Genomic DNA, 19,413 nt, shown 5'->3' with positions numbered 1-19,413 from the left:
GTTTAAACACATAGAAACATAGTTTATAAAACCTTAAAAAAAGGCATTTCACTTATTAGTAATTCACATAGTAATCTATGTGAAATTTTATATTTTTCTCAAAGCAAGAAAAACTATGTTTTTATGTGTTTAAAATTTTTAGTGATTGAATCTTTCGAAGAATTCAAAAGTTCGCAGCAATTGATCTATTCTCTGGCGATTATCACCGCTTCTGGTAATTTCGTGGCTTGCGCCGGGCTGTCTTACATATTCTACGGGTTTACCAAGTACTTTCAGGCTTTTGTATAACATCTGACTTTGCGAAACTCCTGTACGATTATCATTATCGCCATGAATGATCAAAAATGGAATATTGATATTCTCTACGTAATTAATTGGCGATTCACGTTCCAAAATTGCTTTTGTTTTTTCTTCCCACGGATAACCTCCAAAATATCTTGGAATCATGCGCCAAACATTGGCTTCTCCAAAAAAAGTCCCAAAATCATAAACACCACGCTGACTCGAAGCGGCTTTAAATCGCTGATCGTGACTGATAATCCATGTCGTTAAATAACCTGCATAAGAGCCTCCCGTGATAAACAATCTGCCGGTATCAACCCATCGCTGGGCTACGGTTTTATCTAATGCCGTTAATACATCACTTGCAGGTCCCGTTCCCCAATCGTTGATATTCGATCTCAGAAATTTTTCGCCATAACCCGAAGAACCTCTTGGATTACTGTACACTACACCATATCCCTGAGCACAGAAAAACTGATATTCCAGCCATATACTGCCATCACCGGGGCCAAACATCGAAGCCGGCCCACCGTGAATCTCAGTAAGTAAAGGGTATTTTTTTCCTTGTTCAAAAAGGATGGGTTTCATAATCCAATACTCTACTTCAAGGCCTTTCTCGTTTGTAAAAGTGCCTTTTTCCGGAAAGCTGATTTCTTTGTTCTGCAACCAGCCGGTATTGAACTCAGATACTAATCTTGGTGCTTTTAGTCTGAGATCAGACACATATAATTCTGATGGATTTTTGACATCTGTTTTCGCAAAAGCTATTACTCCGTTATTGACATCATAATCAGTGATTCCCTGATCTGTGGAACTCAGTATCTCTATTTTACCCGTACTTAAAGACACATTTACAAGAACATATCCGCCGTTGCTTGATGAAGTAAAATAAAGCTGTTTTTCGTCTTTAGAAAACCGAACATTATTGTTGTTTCGATCATAATCGATCACTTTACTTTTGGCTGAAGGATTTTCTAAGTTGAAAATTTTAAGCACCGGAACAGATAAATTATTGATGATACTTTCCTGATACGCCAATTGTTTTCCGGAAGGAGAAACGGCCAAAAGCTGAAACACCAGATTTTCTGCGCCCAGCAATTCCGTTACGTTTGTTCCGTCAGTATTGATGGTATAGATTTTAGTTTCTAAAACTCTGTCAGGATGTCTTTTTTCATTGAGGTTTCCGTTAAAAGCAATTTTAGTATTGCTTACGAAATAGGGATTAGAATGTGAATAAAATCCTTTTGTAATCGCCTTTTCTTTGGCGCCGGGTTTCGCATCAATAATAAAAATCTGAGAAAATCTCAGTTCGCTGCTGAGCCCGGTTTCGGTTTGAAACTGTAATTTATCAATTACTTTCGCTTTCTTGTCCTTTTCATTAATGTCAAGATAAGCTCTAATCGCCTGAAGGTTTCCATTAGGATCTGCCTTTGTTTTGTTGGCTTTGAGATTTTCATTAGCTGCAAATCCCGGCTTTTCGAAACTCCAGACTGGTAATTCTTTCTTCGGATTTAAAACCGAATCCTTAACCAATTCATTGATCAGAATTGAAGCTGTAAACAAAAGCTGTTTACCGTCCGGACTCCATTTTGGGTTTCCTGCGCCATATTTAGAATCGGTAAGCTGAACTGCTTCTCCGCCTTCATCTACTTTCAGAAGAAATACCTGCGATTTTCCTTTTACACTTCTTGTAAATGCAATCTGTTTGCCGTCCGGACTAAAAACCGGAGAACCCGATCCTTCTTTTCCGAAAGTTAATTGTCGTGGTGCAGTTTTATCTGAGGTTTTTGCTAACCAAAGTTGTGTATCATAATCGTAATCTAATGCACTTTCAGCATTTTTGTTGATGCTTTTTACTGTAAAGACAGCAGTTTTACCATCTTTCGTTAACTCTACATCTCCTACTGTTTTAATTTTTAGCAGATCCGTAACCTGAATTGGTTCTTTTTTTTGCTGACTGAAACAACAGACTGAGGCGATCAGCGCTAAAACAATGTAAATTCTATTTTTGATTTTGTTCATCTCTATATAATTATAAAATTATTTGGCAGTGGCCAATATTAGTTTCATAAATTCTTCTCCGGAAACCTCCCCTTTCTTTGTGATAAAATCCTTTGGTGTATTGTCTCCAATTTCAAATACCAATGCTTCTGTTTTATAAGTTTCAAACAAATAACTGAATAACGTAAAAGTTGGCGGTTTAAAATATAAAGGTTTTACATGAGGCGTATACCCCGGAATACCGTCTTTTACTTTGTTTAACCAATTGGGCACAAAACCCGGAATATTCCCTTTGAGATTTGGATCAACTGTATAATAAATATCATCGTGAGTAGAGTGAAAATCAATCGAAAACAACAGTTTATTTGAATCTTTGATTTCACGTTGCAAGAAATCGCGAACTGCTTTGGTTTCCGGCTGATTAAAATCATTATAATCTCTGTTTAAGTCGATTCCTCCTGAATTATGCCTCCAAAATCCTCCGTCGGTCCCGTCAGGATTTAATAACGGAATGACATATACTTCAAAATTCTTTCTGAACTTTTTAGCCAACGGAGTGTCAGCTGTTAACGATGCTACAAAAGCTTCGAGAGCATAATGTCCGGTAACTTCCGGTGGATGATTGCGTCCTGAAATCAGGATTTTATTTTTAGCAGAAGGATTTCCAATACTAAATACGGGTATTTTTCGACCTTCAGCAGTTAATCCGATAGACGTTTCTGCGGTATTGTTTTTATTTTTTAAAATTGAAATCCATTCGCTTATGTCTTTTGATGTTTTAAGTTCCTGTGCCGCAATCCAGGTCGTGTCTTTACTTACTTTTACGGTCAAAACATAATTCGAATCTTTTTCTCTTTTTACGAAAGTTCCGTTTTCAGAAGCAGTCCATTTTTTACCATCGCTGCTAATTTTTGCATTATAGCGGTGTTTCACATTTGGCGGATAATCAAACCTGATTTTAATTTCCTTGTTTGTTTTCGACCATACTTTAAAAGCATACCATGGACTTCCGTTAATGGGCGTATTTTCCGGTGTAATCAAAACGCTGAACGTATTCTCATCAATTTTGACAACGCCGTTTAATCGCGCTCCGGCAAAGTCATTTCCGAAGAAAACCTCCTCACCCGTTTTGTCAAAAACGCCTTTCCATTGTTTTTCAACCGGACGCGTTACGGTCGAAACTGCCGTAATGGGATCTTGCCCTTTAAAGCCGCCTTTGACTTGTGCATTTGCTGAAACAGCCAGTAACACAGCAGCCGAAAAAAATAATTTCATTTTCATTTTTCTTATTGTTTTGTACTTATTCCGGAATAGATAATGTTTAGTTCCTAAGGATGACAAAGTTTGTGGTCACTACATGTGATTACTTCTTTTCATCTTTCATCTATACTCTTTACTCTTTACTCTTGATTCTTGACTCTCTTCCCTCACAACAATTAATTATTCTGACTCAAAAGTGCTTTAAGCGTTGTCTGAAGTTCTTCTCCACGAAGATTTCTCGCTACAATGATTCCTTTTGAATCCACTAAATAATTTGCAGGAATGGCTCTTACACCGTATAATTTGGCGATTTCGCTATTCCAGTAAACTAATTCTGAAACCTGCAGCCAGTCTAAATGATCATCTTTGATTCCTTTGATCCAGTTTTCTTTCTTTTTATCCAGAGAAATTCCGATGATGTTAAATCCTTTGTCGTGGTATTCTTTATAAGCTGCCACGATATTCGGGTTTTCTTTTCTGCAAGGAGCACACCACGATGCCCAAAAATCGACTAGTGTATATCCTTTCAGATTTTCTGAGAATCGAACTGACTTTCCTTCCGGGTCTTTTGACACAAAATCAGGCGCTTTTTTTCCTATCGCTAATCCGTTTAGAACGGTTACCAATTCCTTTAATTCTTTCACGTAAGTGGAATTTTGCTGACTTTTATCTAAAAGTGCAATATTTTGTAAAATCTGGTCCGGTGTTAATCTGTACGACCAATTTCTGTACAATACATAAGCCGAAACGATAGAGCTGGGATGTTCTGTGATAAATTTGCTTATATCAACATTTTGAGTTTTCCTGTAAACATCAAACAAATCCTGAGACGCAGATCCTTCGACTACTGAATTGCTGTAATACTTAACCGGACTTAGTTTTACGGTAATAGGTGCTTTCTCTAAAAAGATATACAAAGGAATATTGGCTGTGTTAACACTTAATCCATACAATTCAGGAAGTTTTATTTTGGTTTTAAAACTAAATTTACCGTCCACTACTTTTACTGAATCGATGGTGGTAAACATCTTGTTATGAAACTTTTGCAGGTATACATAATTGGCCACGGTATCTACAACTGTTCCTTTTAACTGCACATTTGCGTCTTGCGCCTGAGCTGCTGTTGCTCCAAGGCACAGCGTAAGAAATAATACTATTTTTTTCATTTTATTTGATTTTAAGTTGATGTATTTTTAGTAAAACTTTGTCAAAGTTGAACTTTAACAAAGTTACTGTACGATTATGATGGCTGTTTTTTAATATAATTTATTGGTTGCTAACTCTGTATTTGCCGGCGGGAATATATAATTAGCATCAGATGGTGTTACTGCCGGGGTCTGTAATTTACTGTCGCCTTTGGCAGGAAGTGTTTGCAGGTTTCTAAGCAAATCGGGGCCGCGGAAACCTTCTCCCAATAATTCGATCCTGCGTTCTTTCCAGATTGCATCAATTAGCTGGTTGGGATCTGAAAGTACAGCGGGAGCAAAAACATACGAAGCATCTGAACGCTGATGAACGGCTTTTAACAAATTAGCAGACAATGTCAGATTGCCTGTTTTTGCAGCAGCTTCGGCATAATTCAGTAATACTTCAGAATATCGGATTACAGGAATATAATCGAGGAATGGCGATGGTTTTGCGTACTTTTTAAAATACTGTTTGCCTGACACGGTTCTGGTTAAATCACGGCGTTTATCAGTGGTTCTCCACTGTGCATCTCCTAAAATACCTGTCGGATTTAGATAATATTCTAAATTGGTATTGTAGATATAAGCGATGGAAGATTGCCCTGTATACGAATCTAAAGAACTCATTGGAATACTGAAAATAGATTCGACCGTTGCATAATTCGAAGAAAATATAACTGTAATATCAGGTTGCAAAACATGTTTTACATCACTTGCCGTAGTAGAAAACGGCGCTTGTGTCTGAGGAGCCAATTTAGCAGCTTCTTCAATTACTTTTGCCCAATTGTTCATCGTTAAGTAAACCCTTGTTTTAAGAGCAATTGCAGTACTTACATGCGCTCTTGTGGTATTAAGATCTGCAGATGCATAACTTTGCGGTAATGCTGCTTCGGCTTCGTCTAAATCTTTTATTATCTGTTTGTAAATTTCTGCAACAGAACTTCTTGCCAAATCATTATTGGCTGCTCCGGTTTCTGCTTTTAATCGAAGCGGAACTCCTTTTGAGGCTCCGGCGTCTTTATTATAAGGCTGTCCGTAACTAATTACCAAACTGTAATAAGACAGCGCTCGCACTAATTTAGCTTCGCCAATATATTGTCTGGCTTTTTCCTCTGTAACGACAGCCGGATTTGCAGCCAGTCCTTCAATCAAAATATTGGCGTTATTGATCGCTGAGTAAGCTGATCCCCAAAGATTATTGATATCATTTGAACCGGAACTGTAGGAGTTGTTCCAGCTTTCGTAACCTGTAAAATTATTGGCTGTGATATTGATAAAATCTTCTCCGCGCTGGTCCTGATACAACAGGAAACGTCCTCCGTATAAACTCGCGCCTTTAAAAGCTTTGTAGATTCCGTTTACCAAACCTTCGATTCTTGCCGGAGTTTTAAAAATATCCTTGTCAGAAACGGTGGTATCCGGTGCTATGTTCAGGTCTTCATTATTTTCACAAGAGGTAAATAACAATCCGGAGAGCAGCAAAACTGTTGCAACTGATTTTCTGTGTGATTTAAAATATGTTTTCATTGTGTTTGTTTATTAGTGATTAAAACCCGACGTTAAGACCAAATGTGAAAGTTCTTCCCTGACCTACAGAATTCTTCTCAACTCCCATAGAAGTGGTTGAAGCTCCGTTTGAAGAGGTTTCCGGATCTGATCCCGTATAAGACGTAATCAGGAAAAGATTGGTAGCCTGCGCATAGATCCTGATAGAGGATAATTGTGCTTTTGCCAAAATATTTCTTGGCAATGAAAAACCAACTGCCAATTGCTGCAATCGTAAAAAATCAGCTTTTTCTGCATTCTCAGAAATTGCAAAACCACTTGAACCATTCGAAATAACATCGTTATACACTAATTTCGGAATATCGGTTACCTGTCCCGGAGTTGTCCAGCGGCCTAAAACATCTGTTGAGTTATTGTAAAAACGCTGGTCCAGAAGGGTTCCTCTCGTATTATTCATCACTTTATTACCACCTGAATAGGTAAAACCAACAGTAAAATCGAAAGCTTTGTATTGAAATACATTTGTCAGACCTCCATACCAAACCGGCAATGCATTACCCAAAACCTGATAATCTGCTACTGTAATGGCGGCAGCTGTTGTTCCGTCTAAATATGTCCAGTTGCTTTGCCCTGAAGGAACTGCAGCACTGTATTGTACTTTTTCTCCGTTTTTGTTGATGAAGATTCTGCGTCCGTTGTCCGGATTTACACCTCCGCTTACTGCTCCGTAAAGACTTCCCGCAGAATAACCTACTCTGGTAATATTGTTGGCTTCTGTGGTTACCTGCGTATATCCAATAATGTCTGTGTTTCCTTCGGCAAGAGCTGTAACTTTATTTTTTACATGTGTATAATTGAAGGACGCTTTCCATTGAAAATTTTCAGTATTTGCGATTGTCGCAGTAAGTCCAAGTTCGATCCCCCGATTGTACATGGATCCCACGTTAGAAAGTATAGCATCTCCCGGAATTCCCTTTGAAGGCGATTGAGGAGTACTTAAAATCAATCCATTTACATTATTATTGAAATAATCTGCGGTAAATTGCAATCGGTCTTTAAAAAAGCCTGCCTCAAGGCCAATGTTGGTCTGATCGCTGGTTTCCCATCCCAGATTTTCGTTTCCTGCCTGAGAAATTGCCCAGGTAGATGCTGAACCATAAATAGATGCACCATAAAGATTTTGTGAAGCATACGCCGATGAAAGATTTCCGTTACCTACTCTTCCCCAGCTTCCTTTTAATTTTAGTGAACTGAAAGTATCTGTAATTCCGCTGTTTTTAAAAAACGATTCTTCGCTTACCAGCCATCCTGCAGAAATACCGCCAAAGTTTCCGTACTTATTGTTTAAACCTAAAGCTGAATTTCCATCTTTTCTGAAATTTCCTGTAATGAAATATTTCCCGCCATAATCATACGACAATCTGAAAAACGAAGAAAGAAAAAGTCTTTCAGACAAACTGTTTCCGGACGACCTGATGGTTCCCCATGTTCCCTGATAATATTCAAAGAAAGGGTCTGAAACATTCGTTTGATTGGCTCCCCATGAAGAGTTTTCATATTTCTGAACGTCATATCCTGCCAATGCTGCAATATGATGTTTAGCCCCAAAGCGCCTGTCGAAAGTAAAACTGTTTGTAAAATTGTAATTGTTTCTTAAAGCCGCAATATTAGTAGCAGAACCTCCTGTAGCAAATGCTGATGATCCAAGATTAGGGCTTAAATACGTGATATTTTCTGCTCTTAATCTGTCTATTCCGTAATTACTGTCGAATTTAAATCCGTCGAAAAAAGTAATCGTTGCATGAATATTTCCTACCATATGATCGTTTGAACTGGTATATTTACTGTTTTCAAACAATGCTCCGGGATGCCATAAGGTATTGGTAAACAAGTTATTTCCTGAACTTGCTGTTCCTGTAGAACTTAGATTATACGAACCATCGGGATTATAAGCTGCAACGTTTGGAGGCAATACCAACGCTAAACGTGCTGCACCAATCAATAATAAACCACTGCTGCTTAATGATCCCGTATTTTGTGCCTGATTGAAAGTATTGTTATACGAAAGATTTCCGCCTAGTTTTAACCAGCTGTTTACATCGTGATCGATATTAAACCTTGCTCCTTTTCTTTCGAACTCATTGTCTTTTGTAATTCCTTCCTGCTTAGAATAATTGGTAGAAAAGAAATACCTTGTTTTATCTGTTCCTCCTGAAATACTAAGGTTATGGTTTTGAGAAACAGCATCGCGATACACCTGATCTTTCCAGTTTGTATTGACACGGGAACCATCAGGATTCAATGACGGAAAGAAAAGCGCTGAGGCTACAGCAGGATTATTTTCGTTTCCGCTCAATATTTTGCTGTTCAATACGGCTTCATTTTTGATGTCTTCGTATTGTGTATTGTTTAAAAGATCTGGTAATCTGGTGGCTCTGGTAATTCCTACCCAGGCATCATAAGTTACTTTAGCCTTGCCGGCCTTTCCTTTTTTAGTGGTCACCAGAATCACACCACCGGCTGCACGTGAACCATAAATGGATGTAGAAGCAGCATCTTTTAAAATATCAATAGATTCAATATCTGACGGATTAATATCGGATAGCGGATTATTAGCTACTGAATTTGTTGTCGAAACATCACCGGAATTCACCGGAATTCCGTCAATAACAATTAAAGGAGATGTACTTAAAGAAATTGAATTTACTCCTCTGATTCTAATTACCGAAGGATCATTTAATACACCACTCGGCGTCGAAACATTTACCCCGGAAGCTTTTCCAATAAGTGCCTGCTCAAAACTTTGCACCGGAATATCCTTAATGGTTTTAGAAGTTATTCTTGCAGCTGATCCTGTAAATTCTTTTTTACTCTGGGTACCGTAACCTACTACCAGAACTTCTTTTAAAGCAGTGTTAGAAGGATTCAGCCGAATGTCGCTAAAGGATGAACCTGCTCTTTTATCGAGTGTTTCGTAACCAACATAATTGATCGAAACGGTATTGTCTTGTGGTGTTATCGAAAGAGAAAATTTTCCATTTCCGTCACTAATCGTCGATTTGCCGCTTTCGGTAGCAATGATGGTAACTCCGGGTAACGGTTCTCCCGTATCAGAACCTCTGACGGTACCACTTATTGTTCGGTCCTGTGCCTGTAACACACTGGGAAGTATGCTAAACAGAAAAATTAAGCTTAGTAAGATTTTTTTCATTTGGTTTTGGTTAATTAAAAATTGGACATATAAATTCCCGGACCACTATTAAAATGATCTATCATTGCATTGATAAAAAACAGGAAATTGGTTTAAGAAATGTTAACTGTAGCGCATTCGGAAAATCGGGAAATGATTTTCTTCTTCTGAAAACAGATTTTGTTGTTCCGGACTGGCGTGTAATATTAATTGCGTTTTCATTCTAAAAATAAATGACTTTAATAATAATGATCTTACTCAGATTTTCTAACGAAATCTTTCTTATCTGTCCACCGCAGCGGAAGGATTTAGCACCTTATTTGGCAACAGGTTGCTAAGACATCATCGGGCCTAATCCCTCAGTCTTTCTGGATAAGTTCACGTAGATTTTTTCTACCCTGCAAATATATATATAAATTCTATGTAATTAGTAGAGTTTAGGTTTGTTTTTTCGAAAAATGAGCAATAAGTTTAAAAATATACCTTGAGATATTGACTTAATCATAAAAATTTATCCTGACCAAAAACCAATTAAAACACACCAAATCAACACCTTAAATAACTAATAAATCTTTTTTCACCATTACTGCATATTTCCCCCTGCTCCTTCTGATTATTTTTATTTAATTTTAAAAAAACACATCCAAAGCAAAAAAAAGATTACAAAAAGACTATTGTATAACACAAATTACAATCGATGGTTTAGCATTTTTTAGTAATCAATGAAGTTTAAAAGTTCGGTAAACAGTAAAAAAAGCATGATCGTAAGTCTCACTTTTCTTTTTATGTACTTCTTCCCTTTTATTATATTAACAAAATTTTATTTACCTTTAAAGTATTCTAAAAGTCAAAAATATAATAATGTAAAATCGAGATTTGAATAAAATCTTGGTTTTTCTTTACTTTTTTTCTTAAACACGCCTAAAAAACTGCTGCAGCAAAACAAAGAGCAGCAATACTATCTGCCTTATAGAAATACATTCTGAGCACACATTGACTGGTTTATAATGAGTAACTTAAAAATAAATCCAAAATGCAGAAAATTGTACCTTTTATAATCCTATTCTTTTGCTGTTCCCTGGCATGGACCCAAACAAAATCGACGGACAGCAGTGCAACCGCAAAACCAAAGGTCAAGAATATTGATTTCAATGTAATGCCTTATCTTAATTACAACAGGACTCTTGAATTTATGTTTGGTGCAATCCCAATGATGATGTACAAGGTCAACAAAGCAGATACGATCTCGCCTAAATCTTTATCCGGTATTTCTGCGGTTTATAGTACTAATAAATCTTATTTTATTGCCTCATTCAACAAATGGTATTTGAAGGAAGACAGCTGGCGGGCACAACTTTTTATCGCAACAGGCAATCAGAATGCACAATTTTATGTAGATGATATCGACGTACCTGCTTTTTATGATTACGGAACCAAAGCATCGATGGTGAACTTTATCCTGCAACGCAAGGTTATAAAATCTTTATATGCCGGTATTGGCTACGCTTATGCGCATTATGACACAAAATATGAAGACGATATAGAACCTTCTTCTATAACTCACACCAATGGCTTGCAATTCAATTTAATGTATGATACGCGTGATGCTGTTTATTATCCGACTAAAGGTGATAAAATAAAACTGCGATGGCTTAATGATCCTAAATGGTTAGGAAATGATGTTACTGCCAATAAAATCCTATCCGAGTACAATACCTATTTTCCCATGCGTCACGGAACTGATGTACTCGCCGCCCGATTCTCCGGTAAATTCGGATTGGGTAATATTGCTTTTGAACAACAAGTGACGATTGGCAATGAAGACATCAGAGGCTATTCTGAAGGAAAATACCGTGGCGACGGACTAATGGCGCTGCAGGGGGAGTACCGTTACAACTTTAATAAAAGAATGGGATTGGTGGGTTTTGCCGGTGTAGCCACCATTTACGGCTCTGACACAGAAAGTTTCAACTGGGGTTTATATCCCGGAGCCGGTGTAGGTTATCGCTACAGGGCCTTCAAAACCGAGAAATTCAATATAGGACTGGATGCCGCTGTTGGTAAAGGAGACTGGGGACTTTATTTTAGAATTGGAGAGGCATTTTAGATTATTAGCTATTTTTAAGAGCATTTTTATTGAAATAATTACAAACATCGATTCTCTGTTGATTTGTAAATTAAACTATGTGTTACTATTTTTTCTCGAAGATCCGGCAGATTTTTATTCTCTAGTCAACCTCTATATTCTTTCCTCTATATTCTTTCTTCTTTCCTCTATATTCTATATTCTATTCTCTCTCTCCTCACCCTACTTCCTATTTCTCATCCACTTTTCTATAGGTTCGAGAACTGTATTTACAATCGCTACTAAAGCCGTACAAATCAAAGCTTCGATAAAATAACCTGAAGCCGCAATACAGCCAATAGCGGCACTGCACCATATTGTGGCTGCCGAGTTTAATCCGTGTACATTAGGCCCTTCTCTAAAAATAACTCCGGCTCCCAGAAAACCAACTCCCATAACGACCTGAGCCGTAATACGGGTAACATCGATATTGGGCGCATTTGCAGCCACTTTTATAGACAATAATACAAACGTGGCTGCTCCTGTGGCTACGAGCATATTGGTTTTTAGCCCTGTTTCTTTATGATGCCATTGTCTCTCGAAACCTATAATTAATCCAGCGAATAAAGCGACTACAAGTCGGATAAAAAATTCTGTTGTGCTCAAAATTATTGTTTTATAGCATTAAAAAAATCTTTGCTTTTTGAAAGATTAAATATAAGAATTTTCAAGATTATTTAGATTCTAAAGTTGTCCTTATGTTATTATAATTCTTCTGTCTCCGGAATTTGATTTTCCAGTATCTTTTTTAACTGAGGCGCAAACGCTAATCCCCATTTGTCAATTGCTATAATAAGAGGCATTAGTGACTCTCCGGATTCTGTTAGAAAATATTCTACCCGCAAAGGGATTTCTGTATAAACTGTTTTTCCCAGAAGTCCATGAAATTCCAATTCTTTCAATTGATTTTGCAGTACACGCTTTGTAATTCCGTTTACAACTTTAACAAGGTCTTTAGGTCGTTTTGTGCCTTTTGAAATTTCATCAAGCAAACAAAATTTCCATTTAGAGCCCACCACTTCCATGGCTACATTGAGTCCGCAACTATAATCAATTGGTATTTTTCGCTGGTACATATTCATGTCATTTAGAAATACAAAAGTAAAGACAAAAAAGAGCTTTTCTACGAAATGGTGATGGTGATTAATTTATCACTATAGGATTAATTCGTCCCTTATTGCCCTGTTTATCGATCAGCCCGACCTTTGTGGCTTAAAATTATAACATTCACAAAATGAAAACTCTCGTAATTATAATTCATCCAACTTTCGAAAACTCGGTGATAAACAAACGCTGGATCGAAGAACTGAATCAATATCCGGATCAGTATACACTACATAATTTATACACCTTATATCCGGATGAAAAGATTGATGTTGAAAAGGAACAGCAATTAATAGAAAATCATGATATTATCGTATTTCAATTTCCGTTTTACTGGTTCAATTGTCCGCCGTTATTAAAAAAATGGCTGGACGAAGTATTAACTTACGGGTGGGCTTATGGCAGTACAAGCGGCTATAAAGTGGCCAATAAAAAAATTGCTCTGGCTATTTCTGCCGGTATTAATAAAGAAGATTACAGCGCAAACGGAAGGTACAAATATACCTTAGAACAACTGACTGCTTCGTTTGAAGTCACTTTTGATTATATCAAAGCGGACTATCAGCCTTTGTTTGCTTTTTATGGTGCAGAACATGATGCTTCTCCGGAAAGAATCGAAAAAAGCACTGAGGATTATATGTCATTCCTGAAATCACTATAAATAATTAATGTTGCTAGTTTAATAGTACTCTAAGAACCTGCAGACTTAGAAGAGATTAGTTATGTTGCACGCAAATTTTAAAAGATTTTAGCAGATGTAAACGGGTTTATTTATAATTAAAATCAAAATTAAATCTGATTTAATCAGCAGACTCGAATGACAGCGAACAGGTGAAGCAATATGCGTTAAAAAATCATTTTCTCCACAATAATTTGCCTTGGTACAAAAAACAGCAACTTGAATTAATTATAAATATTCTTGCTTTTTTAAATCGAAAAACCCCTTTGCTAATGCAGTAAAGGGGTTTTTCGATTATTTAAAATATAAGTCATACGCTCCTGCCACTTCTGTAGAAACTTCTCCGAGCCAGCCAGCTTCCTGATTGATTCCGGTATACACTTTCACAAAATCTATCCCGGGAAGTTTTACGTACTTTCCGTCTTTATCTACAGCCCACGAAATATCAATATTAGAACCTTCATCATTATTTGGGGCGTTATCAGCATATCCAAAATCAAAAGATTTACCTACCCAATAGTTTCCTGTACCGCTCTGATCGTAAAAATTGTCTTTTATTTTTGTTCCTTTCAGCGTATAGGATGACTCTGCGATCCATAACGGATAATAGCTCTGATCGTGAAATGCATTTTGTGTTTTATACCCTGAATTGCCCTGATTGTCCTGCCATTTAACATATTCTATATTGGCCTGCCAAAATTCATCTCCTGCAACCGGCTGTTTGTTGGGATCCGGTTTAAAATAAGTGATGCTGTAATTCTTAACTGTTGTATTTTTAAAGTATTCACTTCCTGCAATTTCGTACCATTCATCTTCATCGGGTTTTCCGTTTTTATTTTTGTCGTAAGCCACTAAAATAATACCGGGTTCGCAAGATCCAAAACGCTCCTCACTGGCTTCACTTCCAAAAAACGCATTCCCTAAAATCTTAAAATCCCTGCCGTTCATATTGGGTATGGTATGGTCAAAGCCAAATACGACATAACCACCAAAACCTCCTAATGATATCATACTGCTATTTGGCCCAACGATGGCCTTTTTTGCTGCACTGATCAAATTTGCTTCGGTATTTCCGGGTAAATATTCCGGAATTCCGTTAGTAAACTGACCTACTGCTGGACGAAAATCGAAGACATTTGATATGTATTTGCTATAATTTGCCGACTCTTTTGTCACGCTGATTAAAGAAGTGTATGTTTTTACCACTCCATTTGTTGTTAGCTTTAGAGTCAGAGGATAATTCTTTTGATAAGGACTGATAAAATCCAGCTCGGTATTTTGTGATATTACAGAATCATTAATACTCCATGTTAGCTGAGCATTGGCTGGAAGCTTCGGGACAATACTGAGCACTTTAAAACGGTCAATTGTATAGTTTTCTTTAAGTATCTCTGCAGGATCGATACTTCCCGGATCCTCTTCTTTGTCTGATTCGCAGGCAATGCATCCAAGCAACAAAATTAAGGATAATGTGATTTTTAAAATGTTAAAATGATTTTTGTTCATATTTAATAAAATTGAGTATTCATTACAAATGCTATTGCATGTAATACGAAAGAATTAAAAAAATTAGCGGTTTTGTGATTCTAGTTTTTAGTTATAAAAGCGATATGTGCGGGAATGTTTCCTCCTGTCGTTTTCCATTTTAATTTTCCGTCAGGAGTAAAACAATAGATGTAACCTGTTACGACATAATTCTGTGCATCGGTGATGTATATTTCTTTTGTTTCCGGATTGACCTGTATTCCATACGGAATCATTATTTTCTTATCTGTTCCGTCAGTAATGACTTTATCACTAATGACTTTTTTGGTTTTGGTATCTAATATTCCGTACGTAACTTTATTACTATTTGTGAGATAACTCCAGGAAACACTATAAAAATAGAGCAAATCATCGACCAGACACATTCCCGAAACCGGAATATCAAGCTGCATCTTTTTCTCATCGGTTTGACTGTCTATCACAAAAAGATTGGATGGTGTATTGTAATAGTCTCCTCTGGAACTTACGTAAATATCTCCGCGGGCATCTATTTGCATTCCGTAGAGATTGATGCCAACATCTATTTTTTTAGTTTCGGTAAAGGTTTCCAGATCGATAACCGAAACTGTTCTGTCGTAGTTAGGAACCCGATAACCTCCTGAATTTGCCACATACAATTTCCCATTGCGTATTACCATTTGTTCAGGCTGATACCCTACTGTTACTTTTCGCTTTATTTCTAATGATGCGGTATCAATTTCAGCAACAAAACCTATCTCGGCATTGGGATCTATGGCCACCGGACCTGCATAAGAGCTGACATAAGCTTTGTCTTTATAAAAGGCTACATACCTGCAATTGGGAATGTCTATTTTCTTGATGCGTTTTGCCGTCCATTTATCTATGACCTCAACTTTGTTCGAGCAGTTGATCACTGCATAGACTTTATTCCCGTATATTTTGATATCGTTGCCTACATCTCCCAGTTCTTTGACAACTGTAGGATTACGTTCTGAATAAATATCTGTGGTATAATTTCCCGTTCTGTAATTGAATACATCAATACTGGCACGGTTCATTCCCATATTTCCCTCGTTAAGAAGATAAAAACCTTCTATTTTTCCGTCACTTCTGGGAGCGGCAACACTTTTATCCGATGAAGGGAAAACGGTTTCTTCTTCACGGCAGGAAGCAAAAGCAAGGACTACAAATAAACTAAGGACTAATTTTGCTGTTCTCTTTTTCATAGCTCAATACTGATTATAAATTTTAAGGTACGGCCCAGCATTGGATAATTGTAAATTACCTCATACTGCTGATGGAGTACATTGTTTAATTCTACTGATCCTTTCATTTTATACTGCTGAAATACAAAAGATTTTTGTATCGCTAAGTCATGCGTATACCAAGGCTGAACTTCATTGACTTTTATGTTGTTGACATTGCCATTGTATCGTTTCCCAACATATATAAAACTATAATTAAAGTTCCATGTTTTATAATCGGCATTTACTATTCCGGATCCGCTATGCCATGGCGTGTAGGGTATCTGATCTCCATAAGAAGAGAGTTCTAAACCTGCAAATTTTGTGTAATCTCTGCTTTGAGAATATGTGTAGGTGAGATTTGTCGCTACATTTACTTTGCCAAAATGCATTCCCATATTGACTACAGATTCTATTCCTTGTCCTTTTACCTGTCCTATATTGGTCATCATCCAGCGGAATAAATTTCCGGTTGGTGCAGCGACGATTTTATCTTTGGTATTGGTATAATAACCATCAATCTGAAAAGAAAGTTTATCGAAAAAACCTTTTTCTACTGGCAAATTATAGGTAAAACCAACATCATACTGATTCATGTATTCCGGTCTTAAAGTACTGGAACCAACCATAGTATAATACAAGTCATTAAAAGTGGGCATCCTGAAAATACGTTTGGCAAATGCCCTTACCGTAAAATCATATTCTTTAAATGGTGTATAACCAATAAATAATGCGGGAGTAAACTCTTGTTTGTCCGGAGCTTTTGCATTGAATCTCACTTCTTCCTGAACATAAGTACCTACCACATTACCCAAAACTTTAAATCCTCCCAATCTGTAAGAACTGGCGAGAGAAAACAATCCCGTATAACGCTGTGGATACGAAAACAAGGTCTGGATTCCTCTTCTGGTAGCGTTTAATCTGTTGTACTGAAAATCTGTAGACAACGAAACATCCCACGTGGGTAATATACTGTACATATTTACTGCCGAAAAATAATATTCCTGCTGGTAATAACTGTCGTCTGATTGTGCTCCTTCGGTTACCGTTTCACCTAAAATATTAGTGGTGTCTCTGGCAACATAATGGGTATAATCATAAGCATATTTAGCTTTTGCCTGAAATTTATATTTTTCTGTAAAATCTTTGACTAAAGTTCCTTGTGCAAAAAAATTCTTATCGTACTGCCTAAAGCCATCAGAAAACTTATTCTCGACAATTGCGCCTGGTGCTCCTCTGTCTGAATCATAATAATACACTTTGGCATCCCAGGAACCCTTATTTATTTTTCCGTAAAGTCCGGATTCAAATCGGAATGCTTCTATGTCACTATTGTGTCTGGTGGCAGTGGTATCATAGGCTACAGTTCCGTCAAGATTGTTTCTTTTATATCTGTATTTGTATTCCCCGTTAGATTTAATGTATTCAGAACTCACACTCAGACTGAGTTTATCGCTCAATTTTTGTTCCCATCTAAAAGAAGGATCAATATAATTGATGGACATTGTTTTGTATCGTACTAGCAGATTTGTCTTTTTTGTACCAGTAAAAACAGGGCGTTTTGTTCTCAGATAAATCGTCGAAGCTGCAGCAAAATCTTTAGCCGACTGAAAGATTTCGCTTTTCTGGCCATTGTACATCGTCAGGGATTCCATATCATCTAAAGAGTATTTCCCTAAATCTGTTACTCCGTTCTGTGCATTCCCTAATTGTATACCGTCATAAAAAACACCAACGTGATGTGTACCCATATTACGCACATCAACCGTTTTAAGACCGCCCAAACCGCCATAATCCTTAATTTGTGTTCCTGCAAAATACCGAAGGGCATCTGCAACATTGTGGCTTGCTAAATTTTCGAGCAATTTTCCTGAAAGGGATTGCACCGGAATTACTTCCTGATAGGGTTTTCCTTTTAGTATTACTTCTTTTAAAACCCGTAAACTATCATTAGATGTTTGCGAATAAAGCAAAATTGGGGTAAACAATATAAAAATGAAAAAGAGTAGTTTTTTTGTATTACACATCACTGATTTAATTAAATAAACTTCGGGATGTAATAATCATAAGCAATAAGAGAGAATCCTGTTATAAATAGCAGGTCAGTTCTTGTTGTTCAACTTTATTCCACGAAAGTCGTAAACTATGTGATTGTGGCAGGTCTCCTGACTTGTTCCATCTTCAAACAACCTTCTCATCCGCGGCGCGAACAATGGTATTAGTAACGTTTAAAGACTTGTATAGAACTTACAGTAGCGGGTCTGTTCAGGATTTGCACCTGATTCCCTTTTAACTATTTTCTCAAAATACTAAAAAATAGACCAAAATCTGGTGCAAAGATAGCACTATCTTATAAAAAAGAGGTCGTGCCAAATACAATTTATATTTATCGTAATAAATTAAGAAATAAAAACGAAACTGTCTCTGCTAATTAATCTGCTTCTGCATAACTAAAAGTTAGTTTAATGTCAGAATCTGGTGAAATGGAACCTGGTGAAAATGTAAAAATCTGAAATATTTAATTCTGGCCTTGTGGGTTCCTGCATAACTCTTAGCATACAATATTATAAACATAGCCAACAGTTTTAACCGTTAGAGCATAATATATATCACGATTCGTTTCCCAAGGTTGAAGCCTTTCATGACAGTATTCTAAAGGAGGATTTTTCTTTTTTAGGCTAACGACTGGTTATTCTTAATTTTTCTCGTTTCACAGGTTTTCGTGTCGATCCAGAATGTTCTAAAAAGTTATTTACGATAGTAGGGTTTACAACATTCTTTTATTCTAAATTGGCCATATGATTGTGCAAAATACTATCTGAAAATTGTGATAGTATCCGCCAAATTTTCTTTGCAGATAAAGGCTTTAATGAATTCCTGAACTTCATTATTGGTTTCAGACGGAGTTGCAAATGAATTAATATGAAACTCATCATCCTGATCCAGAATGTGGATAATTTCGGTATAACCTTTTGAGATTAAACTCCCCTTTAATTTAATTATATTCAACTGTTGTTGACTATCCAACTCCTTACGAACCTTTAGTTTTATAGCTTTATCCATTGCATATATTTTTAAATTAACAAACCTGATTTCATTCTCAAATATAAATATTAATTAGTTATGATTTTTCATAAAAAGCGACGATAAAATATTATTTATCAACACAGTAATAAACATTAGTTTAAGAAATTGTTATTAATTTAGTAGAATAACAATTTGATTTTACGGTAATTTTTACTAGATTATTGGATTAAAATTTAAATAATTTTAGAACTCTGATATGAAAAATTAAAAAACAAGCTGTACTTTCTTACTTAAGAAAATAC

Annotated in this window: 13 protein-coding genes and 2 riboswitches; of the genes, 2 read left to right on the top strand and 11 right to left on the bottom strand. The window is 36.6% G+C overall.

All coding sequences use genetic code 11. The features are described from left to right. Positions 1-138 precede the first annotated feature (138 nt). From B0A67_RS21615 to B0A67_RS21595, 5 genes are all read right to left on the bottom strand, one after another. On the bottom strand, positions 139-2,304 hold the full coding sequence (locus tag B0A67_RS21615) for a S9 family peptidase (protein ID WP_072953863.1): 2,166 nt from the start codon (positions 2,302-2,304) through the stop codon (positions 139-141). Between the two features lie 18 nt (positions 2,305-2,322). Continuing rightward, positions 2,323-3,564 (bottom strand): M14 family metallopeptidase, encoded by a 1,242-nt coding sequence (locus B0A67_RS21610; protein ID WP_072953864.1) that lies wholly within the window; start codon positions 3,562-3,564, stop codon positions 2,323-2,325. Positions 3,565-3,719: 155 nt separating this feature from the next. Next, entirely contained in the window at positions 3,720-4,709 is a 990-nt protein-coding gene (locus B0A67_RS21605) for a redoxin domain-containing protein (RefSeq protein ID WP_072953865.1), read from the bottom strand. A 90-nt stretch (positions 4,710-4,799) separates the two neighbouring features. Beyond that, positions 4,800-6,257 carry a RagB/SusD family nutrient uptake outer membrane protein gene (locus B0A67_RS21600; protein ID WP_072953866.1) on the bottom strand — a complete coding sequence of 486 codons (1,458 nt, stop codon included), beginning with the start codon at positions 6,255-6,257 and terminating at the stop codon, positions 4,800-4,802. 19 nt (positions 6,258-6,276) lie between these two features. Continuing rightward, the gene (locus B0A67_RS21595) at positions 6,277-9,447 is read right to left on the bottom strand and encodes a SusC/RagA family TonB-linked outer membrane protein (RefSeq protein WP_072953867.1); all 3,171 of its coding nucleotides are present in this window, start codon (positions 9,445-9,447) and stop codon (positions 6,277-6,279) included. 258 nt (positions 9,448-9,705) lie between these two features. After that, a riboswitch (SAM riboswitch) is annotated at positions 9,706-9,805 on the bottom strand. A gap of 654 nt (positions 9,806-10,459) precedes the next feature. Here B0A67_RS21595 and B0A67_RS21590 point away from each other — a divergent pair. Then, positions 10,460-11,533, top strand: a complete 1,074-nt coding sequence (locus B0A67_RS21590; RefSeq protein WP_072953868.1) for a BamA/TamA family outer membrane protein — start codon at positions 10,460-10,462, stop codon at positions 11,531-11,533. A 201-nt stretch (positions 11,534-11,734) separates the two neighbouring features. On the opposite strand, the gene B0A67_RS21585 is transcribed toward B0A67_RS21590, so the two are convergent. Together B0A67_RS21585 and B0A67_RS21580 are read right to left on the bottom strand one after the other, a co-directional pair. After that, positions 11,735-12,157: an MgtC/SapB family protein gene (locus B0A67_RS21585; protein ID WP_072953869.1), complete on the bottom strand. Its 423-nt coding sequence runs from the start codon at positions 12,155-12,157 to the stop codon at positions 11,735-11,737. A gap of 98 nt (positions 12,158-12,255) precedes the next feature. After that, positions 12,256-12,627 (bottom strand): winged helix-turn-helix transcriptional regulator, encoded by a 372-nt coding sequence (locus B0A67_RS21580; protein ID WP_072953870.1) that lies wholly within the window; start codon positions 12,625-12,627, stop codon positions 12,256-12,258. Between the two features lie 158 nt (positions 12,628-12,785). Between B0A67_RS21580 and B0A67_RS21575 the strand changes: the two genes are divergently transcribed. After that, positions 12,786-13,316 (top strand): NAD(P)H-dependent oxidoreductase, encoded by a 531-nt coding sequence (locus B0A67_RS21575; protein WP_072953871.1) that lies wholly within the window; start codon positions 12,786-12,788, stop codon positions 13,314-13,316. A gap of 312 nt (positions 13,317-13,628) precedes the next feature. On the opposite strand, the gene B0A67_RS21570 is transcribed toward B0A67_RS21575, so the two are convergent. The 4 genes from B0A67_RS21570 to B0A67_RS21555 form a co-directional block, all read right to left on the bottom strand. After that, positions 13,629-14,840 (bottom strand): cell surface protein, encoded by a 1,212-nt coding sequence (locus tag B0A67_RS21570; protein WP_072953872.1) that lies wholly within the window; start codon positions 14,838-14,840, stop codon positions 13,629-13,631. Positions 14,841-14,920: 80 nt separating this feature from the next. After that, on the bottom strand, positions 14,921-16,066 hold the full coding sequence (locus tag B0A67_RS21565; protein WP_072953873.1) for a DUF5074 domain-containing protein: 1,146 nt from the start codon (positions 16,064-16,066) through the stop codon (positions 14,921-14,923). Further along, entirely contained in the window at positions 16,063-18,111 is a 2,049-nt protein-coding gene (locus tag B0A67_RS21560; protein WP_072953882.1) for a TonB-dependent receptor, read from the bottom strand. Before B0A67_RS21560 ends, B0A67_RS21565 begins: the two co-directional genes overlap by 4 nt. Before the next feature lie 111 nt (positions 18,112-18,222). Next, positions 18,223-18,425: riboswitch (cobalamin riboswitch) on the bottom strand. Positions 18,426-18,898: 473 nt separating this feature from the next. Beyond that, a complete protein-coding gene (locus B0A67_RS21555; protein ID WP_072953884.1) occupies positions 18,899-19,147 on the bottom strand; it encodes a hypothetical protein in 249 nt (82 codons plus the stop codon). Positions 19,148-19,413 lie beyond the last annotated feature (266 nt).

The organism is Flavobacterium aquidurense (genome assembly GCF_002217195.1).
In the GTDB taxonomy this organism is placed as follows: domain Bacteria; phylum Bacteroidota; class Bacteroidia; order Flavobacteriales; family Flavobacteriaceae; genus Flavobacterium; species Flavobacterium frigidimaris.
This window is presented reverse-complemented; position numbering and strand designations above follow the sequence as displayed.

Bases quoted from the DNA above. Each gene is read 5' to 3' on its own strand.
- B0A67_RS21575 (WP_072953871.1), top strand. From the start codon at position 12,786: ATGAAAACTCTCGTAATTATAATTCATCCAACTTTCGAAAACTCGGTG.
- B0A67_RS21615 (WP_072953863.1), bottom strand. From the start codon at position 2,304: ATGAACAAAATCAAAAATAGAATTTACATTGTTTTAGCGCTGATCGCC.
- B0A67_RS21595 (WP_072953867.1), bottom strand. From the start codon at position 9,447: ATGAAAAAAATCTTACTAAGCTTAATTTTTCTGTTTAGCATACTTCCC.
- B0A67_RS21560 (WP_072953882.1), bottom strand. From the start codon at position 18,111: ATGTGTAATACAAAAAAACTACTCTTTTTCATTTTTATATTGTTTACC.
- B0A67_RS21610 (WP_072953864.1), bottom strand. From the start codon at position 3,564: ATGAAAATGAAATTATTTTTTTCGGCTGCTGTGTTACTGGCTGTTTCA.
- B0A67_RS21565 (WP_072953873.1), bottom strand. From the start codon at position 16,066: ATGAAAAAGAGAACAGCAAAATTAGTCCTTAGTTTATTTGTAGTCCTT.
- B0A67_RS21580 (WP_072953870.1), bottom strand. From the start codon at position 12,627: ATGTACCAGCGAAAAATACCAATTGATTATAGTTGCGGACTCAATGTA.
- B0A67_RS21570 (WP_072953872.1), bottom strand. From the start codon at position 14,840: ATGAACAAAAATCATTTTAACATTTTAAAAATCACATTATCCTTAATT.
- B0A67_RS21605 (WP_072953865.1), bottom strand. From the start codon at position 4,709: ATGAAAAAAATAGTATTATTTCTTACGCTGTGCCTTGGAGCAACAGCA.
- B0A67_RS21590 (WP_072953868.1), top strand. From the start codon at position 10,460: ATGCAGAAAATTGTACCTTTTATAATCCTATTCTTTTGCTGTTCCCTG.
- B0A67_RS21555 (WP_072953884.1), bottom strand. From the start codon at position 19,147: ATGGATAAAGCTATAAAACTAAAGGTTCGTAAGGAGTTGGATAGTCAA.
- B0A67_RS21600 (WP_072953866.1), bottom strand. From the start codon at position 6,257: ATGAAAACATATTTTAAATCACACAGAAAATCAGTTGCAACAGTTTTG.